Source organism: Paenibacillus sp. PK3_47, from assembly GCF_023520895.1.
Classification (GTDB): Bacteria; Bacillota; Bacilli; order Paenibacillales; family Paenibacillaceae; genus Paenibacillus_AQ.
Map to the genome: position 1 here is coordinate 998,255 of NZ_CP026029.1, position 14,180 is coordinate 1,012,434.

Genomic DNA, 14,180 nt, shown 5'->3' on the forward strand with positions numbered 1-14,180 from the left:
GATTGTATCCAAAGTCGGGTGCTGCGTCAAAGCAAAGCATTGAACAGCAAAAGCCTGATGCAATTTTCAGGGCGAAAATCGCAGCAGGCTTGATACAATTCCGGACTGACTCTTAAGCAAATGCCTTGGCAACAAAGTGGCCTTTGGATACTTCCACAAGCTCAAAATCGCTGTCATTGCTTTTCTCATCAGCCGCATAAATCGGGCTGCCAAGCTCGTTATGCAGAATAATGCGCTTTTTGTTGGCTTCAATTTCCGGATCCGGAACCGGAATCGCCGACAACAGCGACTTGGTATACGGGTGAATCGGATTAGCGTAAAGCTCTTCACTCTCTGCCAGTTCAACCATTCTGCCCAGGTACATTACCGCTACGCGGTCACTGATATGCTTAACCATGGACAAATCATGCGCGATGAACAGGTAAGTCAGTCCAAGACGCTCCTGGAGTTCCTTAAGCAGGTTGACAACCTGCGCCTGGATAGACACGTCAAGTGCGGAGATCGGTTCATCACAGACAATAAATTTCGGATTTACTGCAAGTGAACGGGCAATCCCGATCCGCTGGCGCTGACCGCCAGAGAATTCGTGCGGATAACGGGTAGCGTGGTCATGGTTAAGACCAACCATATCCAGCAGCTCTTCAATCCGTTTTTTGCGCTCCGCACGGCTGCCGGACAACCCGTGGATGTCCAGGGCTTCACCGATGATATCAGAAACGGTCAGCCGCGGATTAAGCGAGGCGTACGGATCCTGAAAGATCATCTGCATGTCACGGCGCAGTGCCTTCATTTTGCCCGGGGATAGTTTATAAATATCAGTACCGTTATACTTCACGCTTCCCGCAGTCGGTTCGTAAAGACGAAGAACCGTACGGCCGGCAGTAGTCTTACCGCAGCCGGATTCCCCTACCATTCCCAGGGTTTCACCTTCGCGAATCGAGAAATTAACATTATCAACAGCCTTAAGAACTTTACCTTTGCCTACATTAAAATACTTCTTAAGACCTTCAACTTCAATCAGGTTCTTACTCAAACGTACTGCACCTCCTTGGCCATCGAATGCAGATTCCAGCAGCGCGCCATATGCGTTCCGCTGAATTCTGTAACGCCGGGATCGATTTGTCCGCAGACATGCATTGCTTCGCTGCAACGCGCGGCAAACGGACAGCCGACCGGCGGCTTAATCAGATCCGGGGGAGTCCCGATGATCGGAATCAGCGGCTCACCCTTCTTTTGGTCCAGGCGGGGCATCGACCGCAGCAGTCCCTTTGTGTACGGATGCTGAGGATTCTTGAAGATTTCCCATCTGGTACCTGTTTCTACTACTTCACCGGCATACATTACGATAACCCGGTCGCACATGCCGGCCACAACTCCGAGATCGTGGGTGATCAAAATGATGGAAGTTCCCAGTTTTTGCTGCATGTCTTTCATAACGTCCATGATTTGCGCCTGAATGGTTACGTCAAGCGCTGTTGTCGGCTCATCCGCAATAAGCAGAGCCGGGCGGCAGGCGAGTGCAATGGCTATCATTACACGCTGGCGCATTCCGCCGGAGAATTCGTGGGGATATTGGTTAAAGCGAGCCTCCGCATTGTTAATGCCGACTAACCCCAGCATTTCAATACCTTGCCTCTTCGCTTCGGCCGCTGACATATTCTGATGTTTGATCAAAACTTCGGTTAACTGTTTACCAACTTTGATCGTTGGGTTCAAAGAAGTCATCGGGTCTTGAAATATCATGCCAATATCTTTGCCGCGAATGCTTTCCATTTGTTTCATGCTTTTATTCAGCAGATTCTGTCCTTGAAAAATAATCTCGCCCTGTTTTACTCTGGAGGGCGGCGTAGGAACAAGCCGCATAATCGACTGCGCTGTAACGCTTTTGCCGCTGCCGGATTCCCCGACAATAGCTACCGTTTCACCTTTGCCTACTTCAAAATTCATTCCGCGGACAGCCTGTACTTCTCCGCCTTTTACAAAAAAAGAGACATGCAAATCTTTAACCTGCAGAATGGGCTCCATCAATGATCACCTCCTATTTTTTCAGCTTAGGATCCAATGCGTCGCGGAGTCCGTCACCAAAAATGTTAAAGGAAAGCATGGTCAAGCTGATTACAAGCGCAGGGAAAATCATACGCCATGGGTAGTACATCCATCCTGTAAGGGAGTCATTGATCATCGAACCGAGTGAAGCAACCGGTGCTTGTACACCCAGACCCAGGAAGCTCAGGAAGGCTTCAGAGAAAATGGCACTTGGTACGGAAAGTGTCACGGTAACGATGATAGGTCCCATTGCATTCGGAAGCAAATGCTTGAACAGCAGACGTTTCCAGTCTGCACCCATCGAACGGGAGGCCAAAATGAACTCGCGGTTCTTCAGCTGCATAATTTCGCCGCGGACAATCCACGACATATTAATCCAGCCGGTAATGGTCAGGGCAAGGATAATGGTCCACAGACTCGGTTCAAATACAACGAGCAGCATAATTACAACAAGCAGGTAAGGAATCGAATACAAAATTTCAGAGAACTTGTTCATGATGGTGTCGACACGTCCGCCGAAGAATCCCATGATCCCGCCGTAAATGACACCGAAGATCAAGTCGATACACGCAGCAGCAAGACCAACAATCAAGGAAATACGGGCACCCATCCAGGTACGGACAAATACGTCGCGTCCAAAATCATCTGTTCCAAATAAATGTTCCCATGATGGCGGTTTGTTCGTGCTCATCAAATCATTTGAATCATATGTGTAAGGAACCAAGTGCGGGGCTACAATAGCCATAATTACAATCAAAAGCATAATCACCAGCGCTGTCATAGCCAGTTTGTTCTGGCGCAGGCGCTGCCACGCATCCTGCCAAGCGGAGAGGCTTTCTCGTTGAATGACTTCCGCTTCTTTTTCATCAATCCCGATTTTACGGAAATCCTCAGGCTTCAATTCCACTTGCGGTGAAACCATATTGTTATTTGCAGCCAACGTTAGTCCTCCTTTCCTCCAGCCAGTTTAATACGCGGATCAACAGCAACATAAGCGACGTCTGTGAGGAAACGTGCAACCATCAGAATGACGCCGTAGAAAATGGTGATACCCATAATGATAGGATAGTCACGGGTATTAATAGCTTGTACGAACTGTTTACCGATACCGCCGATACCGAAGATCTGCTCAATAACTACCGAACCGGTAATGATGTTTGCAGTCATGGGTCCCACATAAGTGATTACCGGCATAATACCGTTACGCAGTACGTGACGGGCAAGGATTGACATCCAGCTGAGGCCTTTTGCCTTTGCTGTTTTAATGTAATCAGAATGCAGCACCTCAAGCATACTTGAACGGGTTAGACGGGCTATTACGGCTATCGGAGACGCCGTCAGAGCCATAACCGGGAGGAAATAGTTCATCGGCCCCTGGAAGCCCATAACAGGGAAAATCTTCCAGTGATATGCCAGCAGGTATTGCAGAAGTGAAGCCACAACAAAGCTCGGTACCGCGATACCGAGAACAGCCAACACCATTGCGATATTATCAATCAATCTCCGGTGATACAAGGCTGCAAGCATACCCAGTGCCACACCAACAATAACTGCTACGATAATAGCGACTACACCAAGCTTCAGCGATGAGGAGAAGGTTTGTGAAATAATATCAGTTACTTCCTGATTCAGCATCTTCATGGAAATGCCGAGGTCACCCTTAAGAATGTTCTTCAGATAAAGCACGTACTGCTCAAAGACGGGCTTGTCCAAATTATACTGCGCGTACAAGCGCTGCAGAATTTGTTCAGGAATTTTTTTCTCGGATGTAAACGGATCGCCCGGAATTGCTTTCATTAGGAAAAAGGTCGCAGAAATCAAGACAAACAGCGAAACTACCATATGGAGAAATCTGTTGAAAATATAACGAACCATGCCCGCCATCACCTCCTTCGACAATATTTTTACTTACCTATTGTAAGGAAAAAACAATCATTTGTCTATTTGATCAAATTTCTATTTTTCCCAAATAATCGCATTTATCACCCAATACAAAAAAAAGGGATATATATGGAGTTCCACATATATATCCCGAAGTAATATAAAAACTTCAGACTATTATATTACTGTATTTGGTTATCTTTATTGGATCCTAGTGCTCAAGCAGGTAAGCACGGGACAGGTCGATTGCACCACTGAAGTCAAGAGTTACACCTTTGAGGTATTCTTTGTTCAGGGAGTTGTTAGTGTAGTAGTAGATCGGAATAACAATCATGTCATCCATAATGAGTTTTTCAGCTGCTGCGAATTTCTCTTGGCGAACAGCGTTGTCCGAAGAAGTTTTTGCTTCTTGGATCAGTTTGTCATACGCAGGGTTGGAGTATCCAGTGTCGTTGTTACCGCCGCCGGTTACCCACATATCCAGGTAAGTCATTGGATCATTGTAATCCGCGGACCAGCCTGCACGTGCTACTTGGTAGTTCAGGTTAGTTTTGTCTTCGAGGAAAACGCCCCACTCTTTGTTTTCCAGTTTAACTTCAACGCCGAGCGCCTTTTTCCACATATCAGCTACGGCAACCGCAATCTTTTGGTGACCTTCACTAGTATTGTAGGAAAGGGTGAAGCTCAGTTTATCCAGACCTTCTTCAGCCAGACCTTCAGCAAGCAATGTTTTAGCTTCTTCTACATTTTCACCAAAGTATTGGGAATCATCTACGGAAGTACGGAATTCTTCACCATTACTTTGGATACCTGGAGGAACGAAACCAAATGCCGGGATTTGTCCGCCAAGAGTGATGTTATCAATGATTGGCTGACGTTCAATCGCCATAGCCAAAGCTTTACGGATTTTAGCGTTAGTAAATGGTTTTTCAGTTACATTGAACTGGTAGTAGTAAACGCTGGCAATACCTTTTCTTACAAATTCGTTAGGCAGTTCTTTCTCAACGATTGGCAGCTGCTCGGTTGGAATTTCACCGATCGGGCCGCCTGCACGGTCAAGCTCACCGTTCTTGTAGCTCAGCAGCTCAGTTGCGCCGCTGTTTACGATGGAGAAGTTGATGGCTTGTGCTTTGATTTGATCAGCTGCATAGTAGTTCGGGTTCTTAGTTACAGCCAGGGATTGTCCAGTAGTCCACTCAGTCAGAGTGAAAGGTCCGTTAGTGATTTGGGTTTCAACAGTAGTTGCCCATTTTGCGTTGTCAGCAGCGGAGCTGTGTACTGGGTAGTACGTATAGAAAGACAGCAGACCCAGGAAATAAGGTGTCGGGTTAGCCAGTGTAACTTCAAGAGTTTTGTCGTCAATTACTTTTACGCCAACTTGGCTGAAATCAGTAATCTTGCCGGTGTTGAAATCTTCAGCACCTTTGATGTAGTACAGCTGGTAAGCGTAAGGAGCAGCTTGCTCAGCATTTGGATCAAGTACACGCTGCCATGCAAATGCAAAATCGTTTGCAGTTACAGGGTCGCCGTTACTCCATTGTGCATCACGAATTTTGAACGTGTACACAAGACCGTCAGGGGAAATTTCCCAAGACTCAGCCATACCTTCTTCAGCTTGTCCTGTTTCTGCATTTTGACGGGTAAGACCTTCGTACATCAATTTCAGGATTGCATTGGAAGTACTGTCTTGCGCTTGTTGCGGATCAAATGTCGGAGGCTCGGAGCTCAGGTTGATTTTGAGCGTTTGGTCAGCAGCCAATTTCTCTTCGCCGTCTGTACCTGTGTTCGTGTTGCCTGCATTGTCAGTCGCCGGCGCGTTCGTCGGGCTGGCATTGTTACCGCTGTTGGCTGCATTGTTTCCGCCGCAACCAGCAAGCACTGTGCCGATTACGAGAACCAATGCAATCATGAGCAATAGACTTTTACTCTTCTTCATCTAGCAGTTCCCCCTAAATAGAATGTGGTATATGGTTTATGATTATACAACCAGTGGTCAAAAAAATCTAGAGCAATATTTTCTGAAAACAGATTTTTTTTAAAACTTTAAAATTTTGTGACATTGACGCTTCACCGGAGCAGCGGAACATTACATCGCTTGTGATATGTAGCGGATAAGGCCTGTGATCATGAACAGCACATAACAGGCGCCCAGAAAAAAGAATGAAAGCCGCCAAACTGCCCGAAGTAACCGTTTTCCGTCCACTTTTCCTTTCAACCTGTTTTGGGCGCCTCCAATCAGTCCGGCGGATATTAATACAATAATTAGTATAAGAAAAAATCCGAATTGTGAATTGAAGATGTTATTGAACAAGGCCGATACGGATAATAATAAAAAAATTGTAGTGATATCCATGGCCAGAAATAAAGTACTTCTTTTCTCTTTTTTGAGCCCAATGCCTATAAAATAAACAAGTAAAAAAGGTACAACCGGGATGACGCTTAAAGTAATAAATGAATTTGTCAAAATCTCCAAACAGCCTCACCTCTCCCTCACCATCATGCCTTCTACCATCCGGCAAACCCAGCGGTTCAGCGGTACCTGTACCCCGCAGCGCTCTCCCATATCCACTATGTATCCGTTAATCCAGCGAACTTCAGTCGCCCTCAGGGCCGTAACATCGGCAAGCATAGAAGAAATGTTGCCCGATGTAGCACGGCAGACCGATAAAATGTTCTCCCAGGCGCCGTCCTCATAACGTATCCCGCAGGCATCATATACACTGATAGCTTCCTTATAGAGTTCCTTCATTAACTGAATACGCTCTTCAGAGGCAAGCAGTTCACCATTCCTGATGCGCCAGATCGCGGTGAGCGGATTAATTACGGCATTGATCAAGAGTTTCCGGTAAATCATGGTATCCATGTCATTCGACAAATGGGCGGAAAATCCTGCTGATCTGAGTTGTTTAATAAGAGTTCTTACAGAAGTGTTTCCCTCCTCCTGTTTCTCTGCTGCAAGTAACTTCTTGCTGTTCCAGTCCTTTCCGATATATAGTTCTCCTTTTCCTGCGTGAATAACCCCGTTTGCGGTTTTTCTTTTGGCCGCTTCGGTAGTTACGGCAGCCCATATGGATGCCTCAGGCAGCAATTCCCTGAGAAACTCTAAATGGCCGTATCCATTTTGAAAACAGAGAATATTCAAGCGGCTCCCGCTGAGAGGACTGAATATTTCCGGCATTTCATAATGAAGCGCGTTCTGCTTGACCGTGATTGCCGTCCAGTCGCCAGGCTCATGAAGATATGCTTCAGCAAAGCCATGTACAGATGCTGCACTGAACGTATCTCCTGCTATGACAACTGCTGCCTGTCCGTTCTCATAGCTGATGCCCAGTCCGCTGTGTTTAAGCGCCCGGCTTTGTTCTTCACTGCGGCACCAGAGCCTGACGCCGTTTCCAGATTGAATAAGCTTCCCGGCCAGCAGCAAGCCTATGGATCCCGCACCTATAATATCTATTTTCATGTCAGCCCCCCGCAGTCTTCCAATAATTTCCCCTCATTATATCCCGCCAGACTTTGCAAAAGCAAAAACAAAAAACCGCAAATGCTCTGCCGTCCGGCCAGCTGATTTGCGGGTTATGCTTAAACTGATACCTATTCCATGCGCTCCAGGTTACCATTAGCATCCATTTTGAACCGTGTCTTCATTTCTTCTTCTTCTTCATTGAGGAAAGCCAGTCTGCGGGCGCGGTCCATAATTTGAATCAGAGCCTTGTAATCATCGTTCACCACACGGTAATCGCTTTGGGCCAGATTGACCTCTTTGGACAAACGCTCATTCTCTGTCCTTAATTCAATCAGTTCTTCTTCCTTTTCACGCAGATCTCTTTCCAGCATTTTCAGCTGGCGTCCTGCCTCCTGAAACGTTCCTTTCCATTGTCTGAGAAACCGGATTACGGCATCAATAGATAACGAATTTTCATTCAGTCCTTCGCTCCGCCCGTATTCCTCTTCAACGTCCCCGAGGATCAGCCCTGCTACCTGGGCCCCCCTGTTCACCGGCTGTTTCTTCAGATAACTGCGCTTCTGTCGCTGGCCCTTAGCGATGCTTATGGCATCTTCATAGCTTTTGCGGACACAGCTGTTCCAGCGGAAACCGCATGCCGCCGAGGTTCTGCCGATTTTTTCGCCCACCTCTTCAAACGCGGCAAGCTGTGTGCTGCCCTCCCGGATATGACGCAGCGTTATTTCCGCCAATATCAAATCATCTTCTGCGCTCCAAGCATCTTGTCTAACGGCTGTCATAAAGCCTAACCCTCCTAACAACATCTTGAAATAACCATCTTCATAACCGGCAGCTCCGCCGGGTAGTGAATAGGGATAAAAGCTGCTTACTCCATTTCTATGCCTCTAATAGAGTTCATAGAATCTATTTGATACTAAATTGTATTTCCATTTTGTCCACACATCATACTCTCGCTGCTATAAATTCTGAGTTCTGGTGCAAAACGGATACGTCAATTACATAAATCATAAAACTTATAAAAATGCATAATTTTTTCAATGAATTCGTTTACAGGCTTTTCAGCAGAGGGTATAATTACTCTTAAGAATGATTATTCGGGAGACATTTCTTAAAGGGGGTACTCTCTTTGGACCGCATGTTTCGCGTACTCGGTTTTTTCACGCTGACGATTGGACTCATGGCATTTGCCGGGGATCTGACCGAAATGGCTCTGCTCTTCTTTTTACAAACCGCATTTTTTGTAATCCTGGGCTATATGAAATTTACGGAAAAGACCTACGTTCTGCTCTTCTGGGGGTACATGATCGTTGCCTTCAGCGGATTCAGCTACTGGACAGTCTTCCAAATGGGTCTACCGCTATAAAATCCGCTCACAAAACGGATATGTTCCTTGCATAAGGAGCGTTTCCGTTTTTTTTGTTGTATTTTTTAGGTCTCCGGCCGATAAACAGGGTATGATATTTTAACAGGACAAAACATATTAATAGTACATACATTTTTATTGCATAAGGTGGTGGTGTCGTGCTCTCCTGTAAAAATACTCGCCGAAAGTTGTTCTTCCTGCTCATGCTGCTCCTCTGCACTATGCTGCCGCTAACACGGGCTGCTCAGCTGTCCGCCAGCTCCGGGGCCTCATTTTCCGCTCCTGGACCTGATATTCCGGATAACGCCGAAACCCGCAAGCTGCTGGAGCAGAGCCTGTCTTCGGCTGAGATCGAACGTGAAATTATAAGAATTACCGCCGAACAGTCTGTCCTTGAAAAAAAGGTAAACCTGCTGCAGAAAGAGGCTGCGGACAAAGAAACCGCCATTTCTGAACAGCAGGAACGTGCCGGTGCTGTCATCCGTGCTTATTATATGGGAGACCGGGACGGCCTGCTCGGAGCCCTGCTCTCAGCCAAAAGTATCGGCAGACTGCTCGCCTTATATGATTATTATGAAATTATTATCGGCAGGGATCGTGATATATTAACGCAATACAAGGAGCAGTATAAAGATTTGAAGTCTGTAATTCTTACTGCACAGCGCAGTGCCCAGGAGCTGGAGCAGCTCAAGGCGAGTCTTACAGAGCAAAAGATACGTGTGGCCGCTTTGAATGAAGAAATCGAGGGCGGAATCAGAGACAGCAGTGACCCCGAGAGCCTGAGTGCACTGCTGGAGGAATTTACGAGGTATTGGGAGAACATCGGTCTTCATGAGGTAAAAACGTATTTTAAAGCTTTATCCGCTGCGATGAATCATCTGCCGCAGTTCGTCCAGAGCCACGACGGGATGCTGACCCGAAAAGGCATGACCTACCATCTCGCCCTGAAGCAGGAGGACCTGAATGATTTTCTGGTATCGCAAAACCCTCTTTTTAAAGATTTTGCCTTCCAGTTTGCAGATGGCCAGGTCACCGCTTCCGGTACCAGCGGAGGCTTGTCCCTTACGCTTACCGGTCATTACACGATTCAAGAGGAACCGGTGAGCGGGCTGATGTTCCATGTCGACAACGTCGTCTTTAATGGACTGGAGCTGCCGGATTCCACGCGCGAGTCGCTGGAAGAGGAGTTTGATCTGGGCTTTTATCCGGGGAAAATAGTATCCTTCCTGCATGCCACAGATGTAGAGAGCAAGGATGGCGTCCTGCATGTCAAGCTCTCCATCTCATTCTGACTCTTGTGCCAGCATCTCTTTGAACCCTGCAGCGTCAAGTTCGCCGGTAAGCAGCGATTTTACCGCACCGGAGATTTCGCCCCATCTGCCTGCTGTGTCTTCCCCTGTAACCGCTTCGTCTGAGAGCAGCTGCCCGGCATCAAACGGAAGCCCGGCAATCTCCGGCAATCCTGTCCGGTACAAGGCGTCCAGAGCGGGCAGGCGCCCGGTATTCTCAAGCCATTCCAGCTGGGCGCTACTTGAGGTAATATAGGCAAGCCATTCCACCGCAGCTTCCGGATTATCTGATTCTGCCGGAAGCGCGAAAAAACGGCTGTACATATAATTATTCGCGGTGCTTCCGTCAATCGGCGGCAGTTCGGCTGCAAGCGAAGAATTGCCGTGCTTTTGCCATTCTGAGAGCGGAAGCGCGGCTACGGCGAGCCTTCCCTCTTGAAGCAGATTCCATATCTCCTCATTGAATCTGCTCGTAAAATAGAAATAACTCCGCGCATATTGGGTCCACTCCAGTGCCTCATCATCTCCGGAAGACCAGCCGGCAGAGCCCATACTTTTCAGAACCGCTGAAAAACCGTATGGATTACGGGTATCCAGGGCAAGTAAATATTTCTCCGCTTTCTGCTCTTCACGAAGCTGCCCCAGTATTACATTCCAGTCTTCCAGACTTTTTGGCGCCTGCTCAAGCCCCAGCTCCTGCAGACGTGCCGGAGAATACACCAGCACATAAGGATCAATATCGAGCGGTACTCCCCAGTCATATCCGTTCCACTGCATCTGGGGAATCAGCACGGTCAGCGGAGAGCTCCCCGGAACACTCTGATATACATCCACCGGGAGCAAATAGCCCGAAGTGGCCAGCTCAGGGATATTCCGTCCATCCGTCATTATGATGTCCGGACTTTCCCCTACCGTCAAATCATTCTTCAGGTTCTCCGCTGTTTCTTCGCTGTCCACATTGCTCAGTATGACTTCCACGCCGCTGGACAGTGTGTAATTGCTGTTGATCCGTTCAAGCTCACGCAGCTCCTCGTTGTTAAGCGACACACGGACGTGCAGGCTCTGCACAGCGCCCTGCTCGCCTGAAGCCGGCCGCTCCGACTGGTTCAGCGGCTGGTTCCGCGGGAAGGAGCCCTCATTGGTGTCCAGCTCCATGCTCGGCGACAAGCCTGTCAGTGCCAGCAGCAATATTGCAAACAGCAGCCAATAGTTTTTGCGTCTCAGCATGATGGAGCCCCTTCCCGTCTCATACAAAAGTTTGTCCCTTTATTTTACCAGATGTTCCCGATGTTGTCTTTGGCGGGAGAACGGCAGAGGTACTATAAAAAATCTGAATTTAATTCATGGCTCCAGGCGTATTGCGCAATTCCGGGGAATGTTTGGACTTCCGGCCGCTGTTGTCTCCAGATTTATTTGATTTGTACCGCTTTTAGCGGATTAAATCCGGAGACAAAGGCGGACGCATTCGCTCCTACAGTTCCAAACTTCCCCTCCATTGCTTCCGCCTCTGTGCAGCTCTTTAATTCAGGTTAAAAATACAGACCTCGCCGTTCAGTGGGCTGGGCAGGAAAAAGCCGGGAGATGATGCTCTCCCGGCTTTTGGTATAGGTCGTTATAGCAGGTCTGCGGCCAGCTGGGCCAGGCGGGAACGCTCGCCCTTTTCCAAAGTGATATGCCCGCTGATGCCCTGCTGCTTGAATTTCTCGACGATATAGCTGAGCCCGTTGCTCGCCGCATCCAGATAAGGATGGTCAATTTGCTCCGGGTCGCCCATCAGGATCACCTTACTGCCCTCTCCGGCCCTGGAGACGATGGTCTTTACCTCATGGCGGGAGAGGTTCTGCGCTTCATCTATAATGATGAACTGTCCCGGAATGGAACGTCCGCGGATATAGGTAAGGGCCTCCACCTGGATACTTCCCAGTCCCATAAGGATTTTATCGATGTCTCCGGCTTTCTTCGTATCGAACAGAAACTCAAGGTTGTCATAGATCGGCTGCATCCACGGACGGAGCTTTTCATCCTTTTCACCGGGGAGATAACCGATATCCTTGCCCATCGGTACGACCGGGCGGGCGATCAGCAGTTTTTTGTAACGGTGCTCATCCTCCACCTTGAACAGCCCTGCGGCGAGTGCCAGCAGTGTCTTGCCTGTTCCCGCCTTGCCGGTGATGGTTACCAGCGGAATATCCTCATTCAGAAGCAATTCAAGCGCCATCCGCTGCTGGGCATTGCGGGCGCTGATTCCCCATACGGCATCATTACCCATATACAGCGGCTCCAGGCGGGATGCATCACTATTTACTTTTAGCAGGGCAGATTTGCCGGTGCCTATTTCATCCTTGAGAATGACAAATTCATGCGGATAGAGCGGATAGGACAGGGCCAGCTGTTTTACGGATAAGGAACGGTTGCTGTAATACTCATCAATCAGGGAGGGATGAACCATCAAGGACTGGTAGCCCGAGTACAGCTCATTCAGATCTCCTGTACGGTCGGATAAATAATCCTCAGGCGTAATGCCGAGCACATCAGCTTTGATACGGACCAGAACATCTTTACTTACGAGTACCACAGGACGGGGTTCAGCTTGTTCATTCTCTTCTATGAGATAATTGAGCGCTACAGCCAATATCCGGTTGTCGTTGGACACTTCCCCGAACATTTCCTGTACCTTTACGAAGCTGCGGTGGTTAAGCTCCACCTTCAGCGTTCCTCCATGCGCAAGCACCACACCGCTATGCAGGTGGCCCAGCTCCCGGAGTCCGTCTAACAAGCGTGACACAGTGCGGGCGTTGCGGCCGATTTCATCGGCATTGCGTTTCTTGGAGTCGATTTCTTCCAGGACTACGGCAGGTATGACCACCTCATGCTCCTTGAAAGCAAAGATCGAATTGGGGTCGTGCAACAGCACGTTGGTATCAAGAACAAATATCTTTTTCATGGTATCCCCTCCACAGCGCCTGGTTTGATTGATCATACATAACTCTTTTCAGCAAGGGCAAGATAAAATCACATAATGATTCAAACTGAAAGGAGTAAGCTATATGAGAAAATCAATGTGTCTGTTGCTGGTACTGCTGCTGCTGACTAGCTGCGGTATCGCTAATAAAGAGACATCACCCTCTCCTCAGGATAAACAATCTGCAAATGCTGTTAATGATCCGGGGAATTACGGGGTCACTCCATTGTCGGATAACGGAAATACTGCAGCAGATCCGGAGAATTACACCGGACAGGCTTCTGATGTTCAGGAGGAAAGCGATGCTGCACTGAAAGACCATTTTGAACAATTGGCCATGAGAGTGCCTGGTGTTGACGGCGCCCACTGTGTCGTAATGAACAATACGGCTGTGGTCGGCATTGACGTTGACGGTTCACTTACGCGTTCGCGTGTAGGAAACATCAAATATTCTGTCGCAGAGGCTATCCGTAAAGATCCGCGGGGCGTCAAAGCACTCGTAACAGCAGATATCGACATTACAAGCAGGCTGAACGAGATGGGCCGCCATATTTCCCGGGGAAACCCGGTGTCCGGCTTCGGCGCAGAGATGGCTGACATCATTGGCCGCATCATGCCGCAGTTTCCGGAGGATACCAGCCCCCAAGGCAATAGCCAGTAAATCCTGCAGCAAAATTTAACATCAATGTGCAAAAAAAGCCTAGTGAGGGATCACTGGGCTTTTTTCATTGCGGCAAAAACCTGCGAGTCCAGCCTCTCAGCCGCACGCGCATCGTATACTATCGCATATTTCGGGGCGGACTCAAGCTGCGCGCCATAGAACAGCGCGTTGCGGACCGCTTCAATTTCAACATCAAAACAGCACATCTTAAAAGGCACATCCGCAAGCGGATCCTGCCTCACGGCAGCGCGGCCGTTAATCGCATGAACCGTACCCTCACCAAAGATGGTGATCGTTACCATTGGATTCACCTTCATGTTGTTGACCAGTCTGGAACGGTGGTCGACCGCCAGGCGCACGATAGAAGGGCTTACTGCATAGATCCAGGAAATAGCGGTGGACGTAGGTCCTCCCGATTCCGCATCCACAGTGTTAAGCAGAACAAAAGTCTCCGACTGCAGCATCGTTAGCAGGGATTCATTGAGTTGAGCAACGGCTTCGGACATAAGTACAGG

14 protein-coding genes are annotated in these 14,180 nt (G+C 48.4%); 3 read left to right on the top strand and 11 right to left on the bottom strand.

Going from position 1 to position 14,180, the window contains the following annotated elements:
- Positions 1 to 112: 112 nt before the first annotated feature.
- The 8 genes from C2I18_RS04640 to C2I18_RS04675 all read right to left on the bottom strand — a co-directional run bounded on the left by C2I18_RS04640 (position 113) and on the right by C2I18_RS04675 (position 8,169).
- A complete protein-coding gene (locus tag C2I18_RS04640) occupies positions 113 to 1,033 on the bottom strand; it encodes an ABC transporter ATP-binding protein (RefSeq protein WP_249900113.1) in 921 nt (306 codons plus the stop codon).
- The gene (locus tag C2I18_RS04645; protein ID WP_249900114.1) at positions 1,030 to 2,025 is read right to left on the bottom strand and encodes an ABC transporter ATP-binding protein; all 996 of its coding nucleotides are present in this window, start codon (positions 2,023 to 2,025) and stop codon (positions 1,030 to 1,032) included. Before C2I18_RS04645 ends, C2I18_RS04640 begins: the two co-directional genes overlap by 4 nt.
- Positions 2,026 to 2,038: 13 nt before the next feature.
- Positions 2,039 to 2,968 (bottom strand): ABC transporter permease, encoded by a 930-nt coding sequence (locus C2I18_RS04650; protein WP_481857917.1) that lies wholly within the window; start codon positions 2,966 to 2,968, stop codon positions 2,039 to 2,041.
- A 20-nt stretch (positions 2,969 to 2,988) separates the two neighbouring features.
- Positions 2,989 to 3,921: an ABC transporter permease gene (locus tag C2I18_RS04655; RefSeq protein WP_249900116.1), complete on the bottom strand. Its 933-nt coding sequence runs from the start codon at positions 3,919 to 3,921 to the stop codon at positions 2,989 to 2,991.
- 217 nt (positions 3,922 to 4,138) lie between these two features.
- Positions 4,139 to 5,863: a peptide ABC transporter substrate-binding protein gene (locus tag C2I18_RS04660; protein ID WP_249900117.1), complete on the bottom strand. Its 1,725-nt coding sequence runs from the start codon at positions 5,861 to 5,863 to the stop codon at positions 4,139 to 4,141.
- Between the two features lie 150 nt (positions 5,864 to 6,013).
- Entirely contained in the window at positions 6,014 to 6,400 is a 387-nt protein-coding gene (locus C2I18_RS04665; RefSeq protein ID WP_249900118.1) for a DUF3397 domain-containing protein, read from the bottom strand.
- A gap of 6 nt (positions 6,401 to 6,406) precedes the next feature.
- A complete protein-coding gene (locus C2I18_RS04670; RefSeq protein WP_249900119.1) occupies positions 6,407 to 7,387 on the bottom strand; it encodes a ketopantoate reductase family protein in 981 nt (326 codons plus the stop codon).
- Between the two features lie 131 nt (positions 7,388 to 7,518).
- Complete coding sequence (locus C2I18_RS04675) at positions 7,519 to 8,169, bottom strand: RsfA family transcriptional regulator (protein WP_249900120.1); 651 nt, start codon at positions 8,167 to 8,169, stop codon at positions 7,519 to 7,521.
- A 347-nt stretch (positions 8,170 to 8,516) separates the two neighbouring features.
- On the opposite strand from C2I18_RS04675, the gene C2I18_RS04680 reads away from it, so the two are divergent.
- A complete protein-coding gene (locus C2I18_RS04680) occupies positions 8,517 to 8,753 on the top strand; it encodes a DUF2626 domain-containing protein (RefSeq protein WP_249900121.1) in 237 nt (78 codons plus the stop codon).
- Between the two features lie 221 nt (positions 8,754 to 8,974).
- A complete protein-coding gene (locus C2I18_RS04685) occupies positions 8,975 to 10,045 on the top strand; it encodes a coiled-coil domain-containing protein (RefSeq protein ID WP_249900122.1) in 1,071 nt (356 codons plus the stop codon).
- On the opposite strand, the gene C2I18_RS04690 is transcribed toward C2I18_RS04685, so the two are convergent.
- The gene (locus C2I18_RS04690; protein WP_249900123.1) at positions 10,037 to 11,269 is read right to left on the bottom strand and encodes an extracellular solute-binding protein; all 1,233 of its coding nucleotides are present in this window, start codon (positions 11,267 to 11,269) and stop codon (positions 10,037 to 10,039) included. The two genes, C2I18_RS04685 and C2I18_RS04690, sit on opposite strands and share 9 nt — an antisense overlap.
- 385 nt (positions 11,270 to 11,654) lie before the next feature.
- On the bottom strand, positions 11,655 to 12,986 hold the full coding sequence (locus C2I18_RS04695) for a PhoH family protein (protein WP_249900124.1): 1,332 nt from the start codon (positions 12,984 to 12,986) through the stop codon (positions 11,655 to 11,657).
- Between the two features lie 103 nt (positions 12,987 to 13,089).
- Here C2I18_RS04695 and C2I18_RS04700 point away from each other — a divergent pair, with 103 nt between their 5' ends.
- Positions 13,090 to 13,665 (top strand): YhcN/YlaJ family sporulation lipoprotein, encoded by a 576-nt coding sequence (locus C2I18_RS04700; protein WP_249900125.1) that lies wholly within the window; start codon positions 13,090 to 13,092, stop codon positions 13,663 to 13,665.
- Positions 13,666 to 13,715: 50 nt separating this feature from the next.
- Here the strand turns inward: C2I18_RS04700 and C2I18_RS04705 are convergent, their stop codons facing one another.
- Positions 13,716 to 14,171 (bottom strand): PNPOx family protein, encoded by a 456-nt coding sequence (locus C2I18_RS04705; protein ID WP_249900126.1) that lies wholly within the window; start codon positions 14,169 to 14,171, stop codon positions 13,716 to 13,718.
- Between the last annotated feature and the right edge of the window lie 9 nt (positions 14,172 to 14,180).

What these genes read in the sequence shown, in the direction of transcription:
- C2I18_RS04645 (WP_249900114.1), bottom strand. Translation starts at nt 2,025, where the DNA reads ATGGAGCCCATTCTGCAGGTTAAAGATTTGCATGTCTCTTTTTTTGTA.
- C2I18_RS04650 (WP_481857917.1), bottom strand. Translation starts at nt 2,968, where the DNA reads ATGGTTTCACCGCAAGTGGAATTGAAGCCTGAGGATTTCCGTAAAATC.
- C2I18_RS04655 (WP_249900116.1), bottom strand. Translation starts at nt 3,921, where the DNA reads ATGGTTCGTTATATTTTCAACAGATTTCTCCATATGGTAGTTTCGCTG.
- C2I18_RS04660 (WP_249900117.1), bottom strand. Translation starts at nt 5,863, where the DNA reads ATGAAGAAGAGTAAAAGTCTATTGCTCATGATTGCATTGGTTCTCGTA.
- C2I18_RS04670 (WP_249900119.1), bottom strand. Translation starts at nt 7,387, where the DNA reads ATGAAAATAGATATTATAGGTGCGGGATCCATAGGCTTGCTGCTGGCC.
- C2I18_RS04675 (WP_249900120.1), bottom strand. Translation starts at nt 8,169, where the DNA reads ATGACAGCCGTTAGACAAGATGCTTGGAGCGCAGAAGATGATTTGATA.
- C2I18_RS04685 (WP_249900122.1), top strand. Translation starts at nt 8,975, where the DNA reads ATGCTGCCGCTAACACGGGCTGCTCAGCTGTCCGCCAGCTCCGGGGCC.
- C2I18_RS04690 (WP_249900123.1), bottom strand. Translation starts at nt 11,269, where the DNA reads ATGCTGAGACGCAAAAACTATTGGCTGCTGTTTGCAATATTGCTGCTG.
- C2I18_RS04695 (WP_249900124.1), bottom strand. Translation starts at nt 12,986, where the DNA reads ATGAAAAAGATATTTGTTCTTGATACCAACGTGCTGTTGCACGACCCC.
- C2I18_RS04700 (WP_249900125.1), top strand. Translation starts at nt 13,090, where the DNA reads ATGAGAAAATCAATGTGTCTGTTGCTGGTACTGCTGCTGCTGACTAGC.
- C2I18_RS04705 (WP_249900126.1), bottom strand. Translation starts at nt 14,171, where the DNA reads ATGTCCGAAGCCGTTGCTCAACTCAATGAATCCCTGCTAACGATGCTG.